The organism is Solirubrobacter pauli, assembly GCF_003633755.1.
GTDB classification, from domain to species: domain Bacteria; phylum Actinomycetota; class Thermoleophilia; order Solirubrobacterales; family Solirubrobacteraceae; genus Solirubrobacter; species Solirubrobacter pauli.
Window position 1 is genome coordinate 842,313 of record NZ_RBIL01000001.1, and the last position, 13,598, is coordinate 855,910.

Here is a 13,598-nt window from a genome sequence, read left to right on the forward strand (position 1 = left end):
CCCAGTGATCGTCGAAGTCGAGCGCCAGGAGCGGTACTGGTACCCCGATGACGGTGGCGAGGTCTGGGTCGCCGGGTTCCAGATCGTCGACGCCGAGGGCCGCTACCTCGGGCGCCGGGAGCTGCCCGACGGGCTGAAGGTCACCCACGTGGCCGGCGCCGTCCACCGCCCGGACGCATTGGCGTCCGAGCTGGCCGACCCCGGCGAGCATCTGGTGCTCCGGCCGGAGCCGGACAACCCGCACGACCCGTCCGCGATCGCCGTCGACCTGGCGGACGGCACGCCGTTGGGCTACGTGCCGCGCGAGCACACGCACGAAGTGGTCGGCTGGAGCGCGCTCGTCCTGCGCGAGCGGCGCCGCTCCCCGCGCGACCCGCGCGACGGCCTGACCATGCTGCTCGCGCGCGAGCCGATCGAGCTGCGCATCCGATGATCACGCGGCTGGGCGTCGACGACGCGGGCGAGCTGCTGACCGTGCAGCGCGCCGCGTACGTGGGCGAGTCGATGGTCTACGACCAGTTCCTGCCGCCGCTGACCGAGACGCTCGACGAGGTGCGCGCGGTGCTGGCGCGCGACGACGCCGTCGTGCTCGGGCTGCGCGAGCACGGCCGCCTGCTGGGCGCGGTGCGCGTGATGCCGAGCGGCGAGGTCGCGCGGCTGTGCGTGGCACCGGACCGTCAGGGCGACGGGGTCGGCACCGCGCTCCTGCGCGCCGCGATCGCGGCCGGCGGGACGTGGCTGTTCACCGGCGACCGCAGCCTCGGCAACCTCCGCCTGTACGAGAAGCACGGCTTCACCGAGCAGCGGCGCGAGCCGTTCGGCGATCACAACCTCGTGTTCCTGTCCAGGTAGCACTCGACGCGGTCGTCGACGACCTCGGTGCGCACGTGCGGGCCGAACCGGGCCTTGAAGTACGCGTCGGAGTCGGCGCGGGTGGTGACCACCTGGATCAGCACGGACTCCGTCGCGCGGTCCTCGTACGTGGCGGCGACGAAGAACCCGCCGAGCTCGCGCTGCTCGGCGATCGCGTCGTGGACCCGCTCCAGCAGCCGCTCGAGCGCGCTCCGGGTCACGGTCGCGGTCGCGACCCGGGCGTTGGCCGGGTGCTGGCTCCGCTTGCGGATGGCCCGCAGGTGTCCCTGCGCGTCCTTGGTGAAGCGGTAGACCACGAGCGGCGGCTTCGGGTACTGCGTGACGAACACCGATCCGGCGTAGGTCTTGGGGAACCGCTCCCACAGGTCAGAGTCGAGCGTCTCCTCGTCGCCGCTGTCGATCTCGTCCAGCAGCGCCACCCAGCGTGCCTCGGCCTTCGTGTACGGGCTGCCGCGCCGGAGCAGCGCCTGGACGTAGCCGGCGTCGGCGCGCATGCCGAACCGCGAGCGGTCGGCGATGGCCTCCTCGAGCCGCGTCCGCTCCCCGGTGCCCGCCGGACACGGCGGCTGGCCGGGGCGTGCGCCCACCTGGCGCAGGGTCCTGCGGTTGAACGCGTCGACGACCGGGCGGTCACCGAGCGGGGCGGCCAGCGGCGCGGCGTACGTCTCGTAGCGGAGGTCGGCGGTGTTCGGACCGTTGTAGACCTTCTCGACCAGGCCGACCTCTACGCGGTCGGGGAACTCGGTGACCTCGACGCGGGCCCGCTCGTTGCCGCCGCCGGTCTCGTAGGACACGGTGACGCTCATGCCGTCCGCGGCGACCCGGTACGAGCCCGAGGCCGTGCACTGGAACCCGTACGGCTCGGTCGCCTCGACCTCGATCCGCAGCATGTCCCCGTAGCGCTCGGCGAAGTACGCCTTGAAGTCCGTGCGCTTGGTGATCAGGTCCACGCGCAGGAAGCCGTCGGCCGCGTGCCCGGTGCCGGTGAGGTAGAAGCCCTCGGCCTCGAGCGCCTTGCTGTCCTTCCACAGCTTGTCGGCGACCTTGCGCAGGTCACGGTCCGAGTACCGGACCCGCTCCGCGCGCAGGTTGCGCGGGAAGCGCGCGACCCGCCTGACGGCCGCCAGGTGCTTGGCCACGTCGCGCTTGAAGTGCAGCAGCAGGTACGGCTCCCGCGGCCAGTCGTCCTCGACCGACACGCCGGCATCGACGTCCCGGTGCGCGCGCAGGTACCGCTCGGCACGCGGCCCCAGCTCGAGCCGGTCGCGCAGCCGCAGGTAGCGGTTCTCGGCCGGCGTGACGGGGATGTAGCCGACGTCGTACTCCCACACGCCACGCCGCACCAGCTCCTTGACGTACGGGATGTCGGCCCGGAAGCCGAACTCCGCGCGCTGGGCCGCCCAGTTCTCCAGGTTCGACTGCTCCTTCTCGGCCTCGGTCGGCGGCGGCTTCGGCAGGCTCTGCCCGACGCAGACGTGCTGCGCGGGCAGCTCCTGCGCGCCCGCGGGCGCGGCGACCATGAGCGCCGCCGACCAGGCGACCAGCGAAGCGATGCGGAGCATGGCTTCACCAGTGCCCGGAAATCCGGGAAGTTACGCGGCGGGCAGCGAGACGCGCACGGACAGACCACCTTCGGCGCGGGGCATGAGCGCGAGGCGTCCGCCGTGCGCCTCGGCGACGCTGCGCACGATCGACAGGCCGAGGCCGGCACCCTGCTGGCCGGTACGGCCGCCGCGCTCGAACGGCTCGGTCAGCCGCGCGGCCGTGTCGGGCGAGACGACCGGACCGGAGTTGACGACGTCGAGCACCGCGCCCGCGTCCGACGCGCGGGTCGTCACCGACACGAAGCCGCCGGGCGCGTTGTAGCGGACGCCGTTCTCGATCAGGTTCGCGGCGAGGCGCTCGAGCAGGCGTCGTTCGCCACGCACGCCGGCGGGCGCGAGGTCGAGGCGCACCTGGACGGCGCCGCTGCGGACCCGCTGCGCCGCCGCGCGCGCCGCGACCGCGAGGTCGACCGGCTCGACCGCGCTCAGCCCGTGGCCCGAGCGCGCGAGCACCATCAGCCCGTCGAGCAGCGCGTCCATGTCGTCCACCGCGGCGACGACCTCGCGGCCCATCGCGCGCAGCTCGGCGACGTCGGCGTCCGGGTTGGCCATCGCCACGTCGGCCTCGGTGCGGATGACGGTCAGCGGCGACCGCAGCTCGTGCGAGGCGTTGGCGACGAAGCGCTCGCGCGCGTCGAACGCGGACGCCATCGACCGCAGCTCACGCCCAGCGAGCCACCAGCCGAGCGCGCCGGCCACGAGGCTCGCGCCGGCGAGGAAGAGCAGGTACTGCAGGCCCAGCTGGCTCTGCGCCGCGTCGGCCGCGACGTCACCCAGCGTGCGGTGCAGGTGGCGTCCCATCAGCCAGTAGGAGACGCCGAGCAGCACCGCCACGAAGACGACGAAGATGCCGCCGTAGATGACGGTCAGCCGGACACGCAGGTTGCCGATCAAATCCGGTAACCGGCTCCTCTGACGGTCTCGATCAGCTGCGGCTCGCCGAGCTTGCGGCGCAGGCCCATGACCGTCATGCGGACCGTGTTGGAGAGCGGGTCGAGCATCTCGTCCCACGCGCGCTCGAGCAGCGTCTCCGGCGTGACGACCGCGCCCTGCGCCTCCATCAGCGCCTCCAGGACCGCGAACTCCTTCGGCGTCAGGTCGAGGTCGCGCCCGCCGCGCGACGCCTCGCGCCGCGACGGGTCGAGCACGACGTCGCCGGCGGTCAGCACCGGCGGCCGGGCCTCGCCGGTGCGCCGGCCGAGCGCGCGCAGGCGCGCGACCAGCTCGGCGAAGCGGAACGGCTTGGAGAGGTAGTCGTCGGCACCCAGGGCGAGGCCCTCGACGAGGTCGTCGGTGGACCGGGACGCGGTCAACATCAGCACCTTCGTGCGGGGCTGCTCGGCGCTGAGCGTGCGGCACACGTCGTCGCCGTGCAGCTCGGGCAGGTCGCGGTCGAGCACGACGATGTCGTACGGGTTGATCCGCGCCTTGTAGAGGGCGGCGGCGCCGTCCTCGGCGACGTCGACCGCCATGCCCTCGCGGCGCAGGCCACGCGCGACGGCGGAGGCGATCCGGGGATGGTCCTCGGCGACCAGGATTCGCATGAGAGGCAAGTTAGGCCGGGTGTCTGAAGGCACGCTCAACGGCGCTTATGGGGATCTGACGAACCGCTCGCCACAGTCGACTCCATGGACGAACACGAAGAGCACACGGACCGGATCGAGTACGACGATCCGCGCGCGGGCCTCGAGAGCGCGCTGTACGAGCTCAAGCGCGTGATCGTCGGCCAGGACGCGATGCTCGAGCGCCTGCTCGTCGCGCTTCTCGCCGGTGGCCACGTGCTGCTCGAGGGCGTGCCCGGCCTGGCCAAGACGCTCACGATCAAGACGCTCTCCGACGTGCTCGGCGGATCGTTCCGCCGCGTGCAGTTCACGCCGGACCTCGTGCCGTCGGACCTCGTCGGCACGCGCATCTACCGCCCCGACACGGGTCGCTTCGACACCGAGCTCGGCCCGGTGTTCGGCAACTTCCTGCTCGCCGACGAGATCAACCGCGCGCCCGCCAAGGTGCAGAGCGCGCTGCTCGAGGTCATGCAGGAGCGCCAGGTGACGATCGCGGGCGAGACGTACCCGCTGCCCAAGCCGTTCCTGGTCATGGCGACGCAGAACCCGATCGAGAACGAGGGCACCTACCCGCTTCCCGAGGCGCAGGTCGACCGCTTCCTGTTCAAGCTGCTCGTCGACTACCCGACCGTCGGCGAGGAGGCCGCGGTCGTCGGCCGCGCGATCTCGCCGCCCGCGATGGTGCGTGAGAAGCTCTCGACCGAGGACCTGGTCCGCTACCAGGAGCTCTCCCGCCGCGTGTACGTGGACCGCGACGTGATCGGCTACGCCGTCGCGCTCGGCGACGCGACGCGCCACCCGGGCAAGTACGGGCTGCACGAGCTGGAGGGCCTGATCGAGTTCGGCGCCTCCCCGCGCGGGCCGATCGGCGCCGTCCAGGCCGCCCAGGCGCTCGCGCTGCTGCGCGGTCGCAACCACGTGGTCGCCGAGGACGTCGCCGACCTCGCCGCCGACGTGCTGCGTCACCGCCTCGTGCTCACCTACGACGCGCTGGGCGACGGCGTCAGGGCCGACGACCTGCTGGACCGCGTCCTCGACCGGGTCGGCGGAGTGAAAGCCGCGCAGACGACGGAGCGGATCGCGGCGTGAGCCACGCGCTGGCCACCCCCGCCGGGGCGCAGGGCCCGGGCCCGATGCAGGCCGCGCTGGTCGAGTCCCTCGACCTCGTCCTCGCCAACCGCGGCGCCGGTGCGCTCCCGGGCGACCGGCGCGCGGCGGGGCTGGGGCTGGGGACCGAGCTCGCGCAGATCCGGCCGTACCAGGTCGGCGACGACGTGCGCAAGCTCGACGCCGCCGCCAGCGCCCGCACCGGCCTCCCCCACGTACGCGACCACGTGCCCGAGCGCACGCTTACGACGTGGCTGCTCGTCGACGTCTCGGCGAGCATGGCCTTCGGCACCGCCGACCGCCTGAAGTCCGACGTCGCCGAGGGCGTCGCGCTCGTGATCGGCCGCCTCGCGGTGCGCCGCGCGGGCCGCATCGGCCTGCTCACGTGCGGCGCACCCGAACCGCAGCAGATGCCGCCGAGCGCCGGTCGCTCCGCGCTCGTGCAGCTGCATCGGACGCTCGGCAAGGGCGTCGCCGAAGACGGACACGCGCCCGCGGACGCGCTGGCGCAGGGCATGCGCCGGATCAACCGCCTCGCGCGTGGACACAGCCTCGTGGTGGTCGTCAGCGACTTCCGCGAAGGGCCCGGCGCCGCCGCCGCGGAGAGCGTGCCGCGCGCCGAGGACGCGCGGCCGGGGAGCTCCCCGCGCGGCGGCGTCGCGTGGCCGGGCGGCGAGAGCCTCGGGCGTGGCGGTCGTGGCGGCGCCGCCGAGCGTCCTGAATGGGCGCGAGCGCTCGCGGCTCTCGGCGCTCGCCATGACGTGCTCGCCGTCGAGGTGTTCGACCCGCGTGAGCAGGAGCTGCCCGACGTCGGCCACCTCACGCTCGTCGACCCCGAGACGGGCGCGCGCGTCGAGGCCGACTCGTCGAGCCCGGAGCTGCGCCGGCGGTTCGCCGCCGCCGAGCTCGCCCGCCGCGACCAGCTCAAGTCCGCGTTGCGCTCCGCCCGCGCGCGCCACGTGGAGGTCGGCACGGATCAAGACTGGCTGCGGGCACTCGGAAGGAGCCTCAGATGAGCTTCCAGGCCCCGCTGTTCCTGCTCGGCCTCGCGGTCGTCCCGATCGCGATCGTGGCGCTGCTGCTGGCCCGCCGCCGGCCGTCCCGGTACGTGATCCGCTTCCCCGCGACCGCCACGCTGGCGGCCGTGGCGCCCAGGCATGGCCGCGTGCGCAAGCACCTCCCGCCGGCGCTGCTGATGCTCGCGCTGGCCGGGATGGCGGTCGCGCTCGCGCGACCCGAGGCGACGGTCGCCGTGCCCGTCGAGCGGGCGAGCGTCATGCTCGTCACCGACACGTCGGGCTCGATGAACGCGACCGACGTCACCCCCAACCGGCTGACGGCCGCCAAGCAGGCCGCCGACCGCTTCCTCGACCGCGTGCCCGACCAGCTCCAGGTCGGCCTGGTGGCGTTCGCCGACAGCGCGCACACCGTGCTGCGGCCGACGCAGGACCGCACGGTCGTCAAGTCCACCCTCGACGGCCTCCAGGCCGAGGGCGGGACCGCGACCGGCGACGCCCTCACCTCGGCGCTGCAGGCGCTGGAGACCGGGAAGGACAAGCCGCCGGCCGCGATCGTGCTGCTCTCGGACGGCGCGAGCAAGACCGGGCAGGATCCGGCCGCGGTCGCCCAGCAGGCGCGGGCGGCCAACGTGCCGATCTACACGGTCGCGCTCGGCACGTCCGACGGCGTGATCGAGACCATGGGCCAGCGGCTGTCCGTCCCACCGGACCCCGAGGCGCTCCAGCAGGTGGCGGACATCTCGGGTGGCCGCGCGTTCACCGCCGAGGACTCCGGCGCGCTGGACGAGGTCTACGAGACGCTCGGCTCGCGCATCGGCACCAAGCAGGAGAAGCGCGAGGTCAGCGCGGGGTTCGCCGCCTTCGGCCTGCTCGCCCTCGCGGGCGCGGCGTTCACCTCGCTGCGCTGGCGCGGCCGTCTGCCGTGAGCTCGGCGACGATCTCGTCGATGATGTCCAGGCCCTCCTGAGCCCCGGTCTCCATGCCGGTGCCGATGATCATGTCGCGGACCTGGATCGAGTCCACGGCGGTGACCATCGTCAGCCGCGTGCGACCACCCTCGAGCGCCTCGAACGTGTTCGTGTTGAGCGCCGCCCCCGCCTCGGGCGGCGCTCCCTCGAACACCTCGGTGTTGACGAGCTTCTCGGCCTCGACGATCTCGCGGTACTCGCCGTGGAAGGCGACCTCGTAGCCGCCCTCGCCGGCCTCCATCACGTAGCGCCAGCGGCCGCCGACCCGCAGGTCGATCTCGCAGGTCCGCATCGTGCCGCGCTTGCCCGGCCACCAGCGCGAGACCAGCTCGGGCGTCGTCCACGCCTTCCACACCAGCTCCGGCGGCGCGTCGAACTCGCGCATCATCACGATCTCGGTGTCCGACGGGGTCGTCAGCACCGCACTACCGCTAAGACTCGTCATCGCGAGCCTCCTTTTCCTTGAGTTCTTCCAGGACCACGTCCAGCGCGTCGAACCGCTCGCTCCAGGTGCGCTCGTAGTTCGAGACCCAGTCGTGGATGGGCTTGAGCCCGCGGCCATTGACGCGGTAGACCCGCATCCGGCCCAGATCGCGTGCGTCCACCAGCCCCACCTCTCGGAGGACCTTCAGGTGCTTCGACACCTGCGGCTGGCCGAGCTCGAGCTGCGCGACGATCTCGTTCACCGGGCGCTCGCCTTGCATCAACAGGTCGAGGATCTCCCGCCGTCGCGGCTCGGCCACCGCGTTGAACACATCCGCTGTCGTCGCCGCTCGTGCCACGCCAGGAAACATATACCCATATCGGTATATGTCAAGTGTGGCCGAGGATCAGCTCCGCCGCTTCGAGTGGCACGTCCACCTGTGGGCAGTGGCCGACGTCGTCGAGCTCGACCCAGTCGGCGTGCGGGAGCAACGCGCGATAGCGCGCCGCCGCGCTCGGCCACGGAAGCAGCTTGTCCGCCGTGCCCCACACGATCCGCGTGGGGCAGCGCGGTGCGTCCAGCGGCCATCCGGACTGCGCCGCGAACGCCACCATCCGCGGCGCCTCGGTGCACAGCGCGCTCGCCCGGATCACGTCGACGACGAAGTCGGCGGGCACGTGGTCGGTCCGCTCGGCCAGCAGCGCGAGCGCTCGGCGGCGGCCGTCGGCGGTGGCGGCGACGAAGGCGGCGTTGCGCTCCGCCCCGCGGGTCAGCGCGTGCGACTCCGCGTTGAGCGCCAGCGTGGCGCGGCGGCCGTCCGCCTCGTCCCAGCCGCCCGCGGGGTCGAACGCCGTGACGGTCCGCGCCCGGCCACGGGCGGCGAGCTGCAGCGCCACGTAGCCGCCGAGCGAGTTGCCGACCACGTGCGCGGTCTCGTGGCCGGCCTCGTCGAGCGCCCGCTCGACCGCCTCGACCATCGTCGTGTCGGTGATCTCCGTGGGCAGCGGCGGTCCGCCGAGATGGCCGGGAAGCGCCGGCAGGAGCAGCTCGTGGTGGCGCTCCAGCCGGGGCCGCACCAGCTCCCACACGCGCGGGGAGCTGGTGAAGCCGTGGATCAGGACGAGCGGCGTCAGCGCTTGTGGTACTCGGCGATCACGAACGGCGGCCGGAACTGGTCGGCGGTGAGCGCGATGTTGAGCACCGACCAGCGGTACTCCTGGTCGGACGCGGTCACGAGCGTCGACCGGCCGTGACGGCGCTCCGGCGGCAGGAACGCCGTCGAGACGGTGAAGTCGAACCGCTTCGCGTCTTTGGAGAGCACCTCGCGCTTGCCCGTGCGCGAGTGGATCCGGATCAGCTGCCGGCGGAACGGGTCGCCGGCGTAGATCCACGGGTCCTTCGCGTCGTACGGGTCGAACGTGATGCCCTTCAGGCTCTCGAGGTCGTTCCGGCGCGGCGCGACCGTGACGATCTCCGCGGCACGCTCGGCGGCCGGCCGCGACCCGTCACGCAGCGTCGCCAGCTTGAGCTTCTGCACGCCGCCGACGCACGTCGAGGACAGGTACAGCTCGTCGCCGTGGACGGCCAGCGAGCCCGCGCCCGGCGCGAAGTTCCCGGGCGCCGCGAACGGCAGCCCGCCGACGGTGTGGTTCGAGCCGAGGAACGGGCAGCCGGCCAGGCCGGGCAGCGGCTGGTCCGGCGCGGCCGGGACGAGCCCCGGCCGGACCTTGCCGTCGCGGCCGATCAGCCACAGCCCGCCGAACACGGACTCGGACACGACGTACTCGCCGTTGGGCAGCACCTCGACGTCCTCCGCGAAGCCGAGCGGGTTCCCGGCGAAGTCGACCGTGCGCGTGAGCTTGGCGTGCAGCTTGCCCTTGCGGTCGGTGCGGTACGCGTAGTCGTAGACGATCGGCGGCCCCTGCGGCGGGAAGCCGCCCGCGTCCAGCACGACCAGCCTGCCGTCGCCCGGCGCGCGCAGCGTGAACGGCAGCTTGAAGCCGCCGGGCGGCGCGGGGATGACGGCCTTCTGGCGGCCGGAGTCGCGGTCGAGCGCGACGACGCGCGGGCCGTCGGTGGCGACCCCGATGCCGGGCTCGGTGACGAAGACGTAGTCCTCGTCACCGGCGATGCCGTGGATGAGCGCGTCACGGTGCGCGAGCGTGTCGACACGCCCGCCCGACTTGGCGGATGCGACCTGCGGCGCGAGGAGCAGCACGAGCGCTGCCAGCGCCGAGAGCAAGGACCTCATAGCGCGCCAATCTAGAGAGACGGCGCCGCGCACGCGGCGCCCTCCGCTCAGACGGCCGCGTACAGCTCGGTGCGGTACGCCGCGTCCCGCGTCTTGGCGCGGTACGCCTCCTGGATGCGCTCCACCAGCGGGTGGTTCGGGTACGTCACCGGCCGCCCGTCGAACGACCCGATCGGCACGACGCCCGCACCCGAGCCGCACACGAACGCGCCGTCCGCGGCGTGCAGCTCCATCGGCCAGACGTCGCGCTCGACGGCCTCGATGCCCTCTTCGGCCGCGATCTCCAGCACGGTCCGGCGGGTGATGCCCGGGAGCGCCGCGCGCGTGGTCGGCGTGACGAGCGTCTCGCCGACGACGATGAACAGGTTCGCGCCGGTGCACTCGGCGACCGCGCCGAGCGAGTCGAGCATCATGGCGTCGTGCACGCCGAGCTCGCCCGCCTGCTGCTTGGCGACGATCGCGTCCAGGTAGTTGCAGGACTTCACGTGCGCGCCGAGCGAGCGCGGCGCCTTGCGCACGATCGCGCTCGTGAACAGCTTGATCGGGTCGGCGCCGAGGAACGGCGGGAACGGGTAGGCGGACACCACGAGCGACGGCTCCGGGCACAGCCGGGGATCGATGCCCGGACCGCCGAAGCCACGCGTGATCAACGGCCGCACGTGCGCGTCCCGGAGCTCGGAGCGTCGCACGACCTCGCCGATGATCTCCAGCACCTCGTCGGTCTCCACCGGCAGCCGGATGCCGATCGTGCGCGCCGACCGCGCGAGCCGCTCCATGTGCAGCTCGGCGCGGAAGAGCCCGCCGTCGAACAGCCGCATGCCCTCGAACACGCCGTCGCCATACAGGAAGCCGTGATCGAAGATCGAGACGGACGCCTCCCCGGCGGGCTTGTACTCGCCGTTGACGTACGCGACCAATCCGGTGGGGTCGAAGCTCATGGACTCTCTCTCCTCAGGAACGCCAGTATGCGCGGGTCAGGATGACGACGACGGGGATGATCTCGACGCGGCCCAGCCACATCAACACCGTGCAGATCCAGGTGGACAGGTCGCTGAAGGGGGCGAACGAGCCGTACGGGCCGGCGAAGCCGAAGGCCGGGCCGACGTTGCCGAGGCAGGCCGCGGCGGCGCCGAACGCGTCGAACGCGCTCAGGTCCTCCCCCGCGCGCCGCGCGTCGGCGACCAGGCCGAGCGCGCCGACGGCGAACGTCAGCAGGTAGAGCAGCACGAACACGATCGTCGAGCGCAGCGCCTTCTCGTCGACCACCCGGCGGTTGGCGCGGATCGGGACGATCGCCTCGCGGTGCACGGTCTGCTCGAGCTCGCGCTTGACGAGCTTGAACAGCAGCAGGTGGCGGATGATCTTGATGCCGCCGCCGGTGGAGCCCGCGGACGCGCCGGAGAACATCAACAGCAGCAGCGTCACGGTGGCGAGCGGCCCCCAGAGCGCGTAGTCGGTCGTCGCAAAGCCGGTCGTGGTCAGGATCGCCGTGGCCTGGAAGAGCGAGTGGCGGATCGCCGCCTCGCCGCTCTCGTAGCCACCGCCGATCACCTCGATGGCGATCAGGATCGTGCCGATCACGATCAGCGCGAGGTACAGGCGCAGCTCCTCGTCGCGCGTGAGCACCTGGAACCGGCGCTGCACGAAGAAGCGGTACAGGCGCAGGAAGTTGATGCCCGCGATGACCATGAAGATCAGCAGCACGTACTGGGTGATGGGCGCGAACGCCGCGATCGACACCGTGCGCGTGCTGAAGCCGCCGAGCGCCACGACCGACAGCGCGTGGCCGACCGCGTCGAAGAACGTCAGCTCGTCGTCGAGCCCGACCCAGCCGATCAGGCCGAGCACGGCGATGGCGATCAGCGTCAGCACGACGTACAGCCGCCACAGCCGGCGCGCGGTCTCGCGGATGCTGTCGCCGAGCTGCTCGATCTCGGTCGGCCCGGCCAGCTCGGATTGCAGCAGCTGGCGGCCGCCGATCCGCAGGCGTGGCAGGATCGCCACCGCGAGCACGATGATGCCCATGCCGCCGAGCCAGTGGCTGAGCTGGCGCCAGAAGAGCATCCCGCGGTCGAGCTCCTCGATCTTGGGCACGAGCGTCGCGCCGGTCGCGGTGAAGCCGGACACCGCCTCGAAGTAGGCGTCGATCGGCCGGCTCAGCACCGGGCCACCGGCGAGGATGTAGGGCAGGCAGCCGAAGATCGGGATCAGCAGCCACAGCAGCGCCACCACCAGGAAGCTCTCGCGTGGCGTCACCGCCGCGCCTTCCTTGTCGCCCGTGATCTGGTCGAGCGTCCAGCCCGCGATGCCGGTGATCAGGGCCGCGAGGGGGAACGCCCACCACGAGGACTCCCCGTAGGCGAGCGCCACCAGCGCGGGCAGCAGGAACGCGGGCGCGAGCCACTTGAGCACGCCGCCGACGAGGTCCAGCGCGGCCCCGACGTCGATGCCGGTGCGCAGCCTCACAGCACGCGCTCGACCGTGGAGGCGCGGCGCGACTCCACGAACACGATCACGCGGTCCCCCGCGCGCAGGATGTCCTTCGAGTGCGGGATGATCGCGGCGCCGTTGCGGATGATCGCGCCGATCACCGACCCGGTCTCGGGCATCTCGTCGAAGCGCATGCCGGCCAGCTCGGACTCCGCGCGGACCGTGAGGTCGAGGATCTCGAAGCGGTCGTCGTCGAGCATCGCGATCTGACGCAGGCGCGGGTCGTGGCCGAAGCGCACGAGCTCCTCGGCGATCACCGCGCGCGGGTTGATCGCCACGTCGACGCCGCCGCGCTCATAGACCTTCAGCGACGTCTGGTCGTGCGCGAGCGCGATCGTCAGCTGCACGCCGTGCGCCTTGGCCAGCACGGCGCTGAACAGGTTGCCGGGGTCGTCGTTGAGCGCGAAGACCGCGGCGGTGGCGCGGCCGATCCGCTCACGCTCGAAGAACTCCGAGTCGAACGCGGACGCGTGGAAGACCCGCGCCTGCGGGATCTCCTCCGCCACCTCGCGCGCCCGCTCCGGCCGGCCCTCGACGAACCGGACGCGGATCCCGCGGTCGAGCAGCACGTGGGCGATCGTCGTGCCCATCCGGCCGCCGCCGAAGATCACGATGTCGTCGACGCGCTGGTGCTCGCGTGAGATCAGCCGGCTCCACTGGCGCGCGGCGTCCGGCGAGCCGATGACCACGATCCGGTCGCCCGCGAGGATCCGCTGGCCACCGTCCGGGATCGTCCGCTCGTCGCCGCGGATGATGCTCACGACCTTCGACTCCGCGGGCAGCTCCGCGTCCCGCAGCTTGCGGCCGACGACGCCGTTGCCGCCCGCGTCCTTGGGCACGTCGAACTCGACCACCTGGACCTTGCCGTCGGCGAAGACGTCGGTCTGCCGGGCCGCCGGGATGCCGATCAGACCCGAGATCGCGTTCGCCGTCTCCAGCTCGGAGGACACCATGAAGTCCACGTCGATCTCGCGCTCGCGCCAGGCGTCCAGGTACTCGACGCTCGTGGTCCGCACGACGACCCGCGAGCCACTGAGCTTCTTCACCAGCATCGCGCTGACGAGGTTCGCCTCCTCGCGCGACGTGGAGGCGATGAACAGGCTGCAGTGCTGGATGCCCGCCTCGCGGATCACCCGCTTGGTCGTGCCGTTGCCCTCGACCGTGCGGACGTCGTAGCGGTCGGCGAGCGCGGTCAGCCGGTCGGCGTTCGTGTCGATGACCGTGACCTCGTTCTCCTGGTAGAGCGCGTCCACGATCGCTCTCCCCACATGGCCTGCGCCCAGCACGACGATCCGCATCG

15 protein-coding genes are annotated in these 13,598 nt (G+C 72.5%); 5 read left to right on the forward strand and 10 right to left on the reverse strand.

What is annotated here, in order from left to right:
- The first annotated feature begins 4 nt into the window (after positions 1–4).
- Both C8N24_RS03820 and C8N24_RS03825 read left to right on the forward strand, forming a co-directional pair.
- A complete protein-coding gene (locus tag C8N24_RS03820; protein WP_211339828.1) occupies positions 5–433 on the forward strand; it encodes an HIRAN domain-containing protein in 429 nt (142 codons plus the stop codon).
- Positions 430–852 (forward strand): GNAT family N-acetyltransferase, encoded by a 423-nt coding sequence (locus tag C8N24_RS03825; RefSeq protein ID WP_121248173.1) that lies wholly within the window; start codon positions 430–432, stop codon positions 850–852. The genes C8N24_RS03820 and C8N24_RS03825 overlap by 4 nt, the downstream gene beginning before the upstream one ends.
- Here the strand turns inward: C8N24_RS03825 and C8N24_RS03830 are convergent.
- Genes C8N24_RS03830 through C8N24_RS03840 form a run of 3 tightly spaced genes read right to left on the reverse strand, consistent with a single transcriptional unit; the run spans position 825 to position 4,021 of the window.
- Positions 825–2,435 (reverse strand): hypothetical protein, encoded by a 1,611-nt coding sequence (locus tag C8N24_RS03830; RefSeq protein WP_121248175.1) that lies wholly within the window; start codon positions 2,433–2,435, stop codon positions 825–827. The two genes, C8N24_RS03825 and C8N24_RS03830, sit on opposite strands and share 28 nt — an antisense overlap.
- A 30-nt stretch (positions 2,436–2,465) precedes the next feature.
- Entirely contained in the window at positions 2,466–3,371 is a 906-nt protein-coding gene (locus C8N24_RS03835; RefSeq protein ID WP_121248177.1) for a sensor histidine kinase, read from the reverse strand.
- The gene (locus C8N24_RS03840) at positions 3,368–4,021 is read right to left on the reverse strand and encodes a response regulator transcription factor (RefSeq protein WP_121248179.1); all 654 of its coding nucleotides are present in this window, start codon (positions 4,019–4,021) and stop codon (positions 3,368–3,370) included. Before C8N24_RS03840 ends, C8N24_RS03835 begins: the two co-directional genes overlap by 4 nt.
- 84 nt (positions 4,022–4,105) lie before the next feature.
- On the opposite strand from C8N24_RS03840, the gene C8N24_RS03845 reads away from it, so the two are divergent.
- The 3 genes from C8N24_RS03845 to C8N24_RS03855 are packed head-to-tail and all read left to right on the forward strand — an operon-like array spanning position 4,106 to position 7,091.
- Positions 4,106–5,128 carry an AAA family ATPase gene (locus C8N24_RS03845; protein ID WP_121248181.1) on the forward strand — a complete coding sequence of 341 codons (1,023 nt, stop codon included), beginning with the start codon at positions 4,106–4,108 and terminating at the stop codon, positions 5,126–5,128.
- The gene (locus C8N24_RS03850) at positions 5,125–6,162 is read left to right on the forward strand and encodes a DUF58 domain-containing protein (RefSeq protein WP_121248183.1); all 1,038 of its coding nucleotides are present in this window, start codon (positions 5,125–5,127) and stop codon (positions 6,160–6,162) included. The genes C8N24_RS03845 and C8N24_RS03850 overlap by 4 nt, the downstream gene beginning before the upstream one ends.
- Positions 6,159–7,091, forward strand: a complete 933-nt coding sequence (locus tag C8N24_RS03855; protein ID WP_121248185.1) for a VWA domain-containing protein — start codon at positions 6,159–6,161, stop codon at positions 7,089–7,091. The genes C8N24_RS03850 and C8N24_RS03855 overlap by 4 nt, the downstream gene beginning before the upstream one ends.
- Here C8N24_RS03855 and C8N24_RS03860 read toward each other — a convergent pair.
- From C8N24_RS03860 to trkA, 7 genes are read right to left on the reverse strand one after another with little or no spacing between them, the layout of a single operon-like run.
- Complete coding sequence (locus C8N24_RS03860; protein ID WP_211339829.1) at positions 7,057–7,554, reverse strand: SRPBCC family protein; 498 nt, start codon at positions 7,552–7,554, stop codon at positions 7,057–7,059. The two genes, C8N24_RS03855 and C8N24_RS03860, sit on opposite strands and share 35 nt — an antisense overlap.
- A 10-nt stretch (positions 7,555–7,564) precedes the next feature.
- On the reverse strand, positions 7,565–7,915 hold the full coding sequence (locus C8N24_RS03865; RefSeq protein ID WP_121248187.1) for an ArsR/SmtB family transcription factor: 351 nt from the start codon (positions 7,913–7,915) through the stop codon (positions 7,565–7,567).
- Between the two features lie 31 nt (positions 7,916–7,946).
- Positions 7,947–8,690 carry an alpha/beta fold hydrolase gene (locus C8N24_RS03870; RefSeq protein ID WP_281272641.1) on the reverse strand — a complete coding sequence of 248 codons (744 nt, stop codon included), beginning with the start codon at positions 8,688–8,690 and terminating at the stop codon, positions 7,947–7,949.
- Complete coding sequence (locus C8N24_RS03875; RefSeq protein WP_147447629.1) at positions 8,687–9,808, reverse strand: PQQ-binding-like beta-propeller repeat protein; 1,122 nt, start codon at positions 9,806–9,808, stop codon at positions 8,687–8,689. The genes C8N24_RS03870 and C8N24_RS03875 overlap by 4 nt, the downstream gene beginning before the upstream one ends.
- Before the next feature lie 47 nt (positions 9,809–9,855).
- A complete protein-coding gene (locus C8N24_RS03880) occupies positions 9,856–10,746 on the reverse strand; it encodes an aminotransferase class IV (protein ID WP_121248189.1) in 891 nt (296 codons plus the stop codon).
- A gap of 13 nt (positions 10,747–10,759) precedes the next feature.
- Positions 10,760–12,274, reverse strand: coding sequence for a TrkH family potassium uptake protein (locus tag C8N24_RS03885; protein ID WP_121248190.1), 1,515 nt, complete (start codon positions 12,272–12,274; stop codon positions 10,760–10,762).
- Positions 12,271–13,596, reverse strand: a complete 1,326-nt coding sequence (gene trkA, locus C8N24_RS03890) for a Trk system potassium transporter TrkA (RefSeq protein WP_121248191.1) — start codon at positions 13,594–13,596, stop codon at positions 12,271–12,273. The genes C8N24_RS03885 and trkA overlap by 4 nt, the downstream gene beginning before the upstream one ends.
- Positions 13,597–13,598 lie beyond the last annotated feature (2 nt).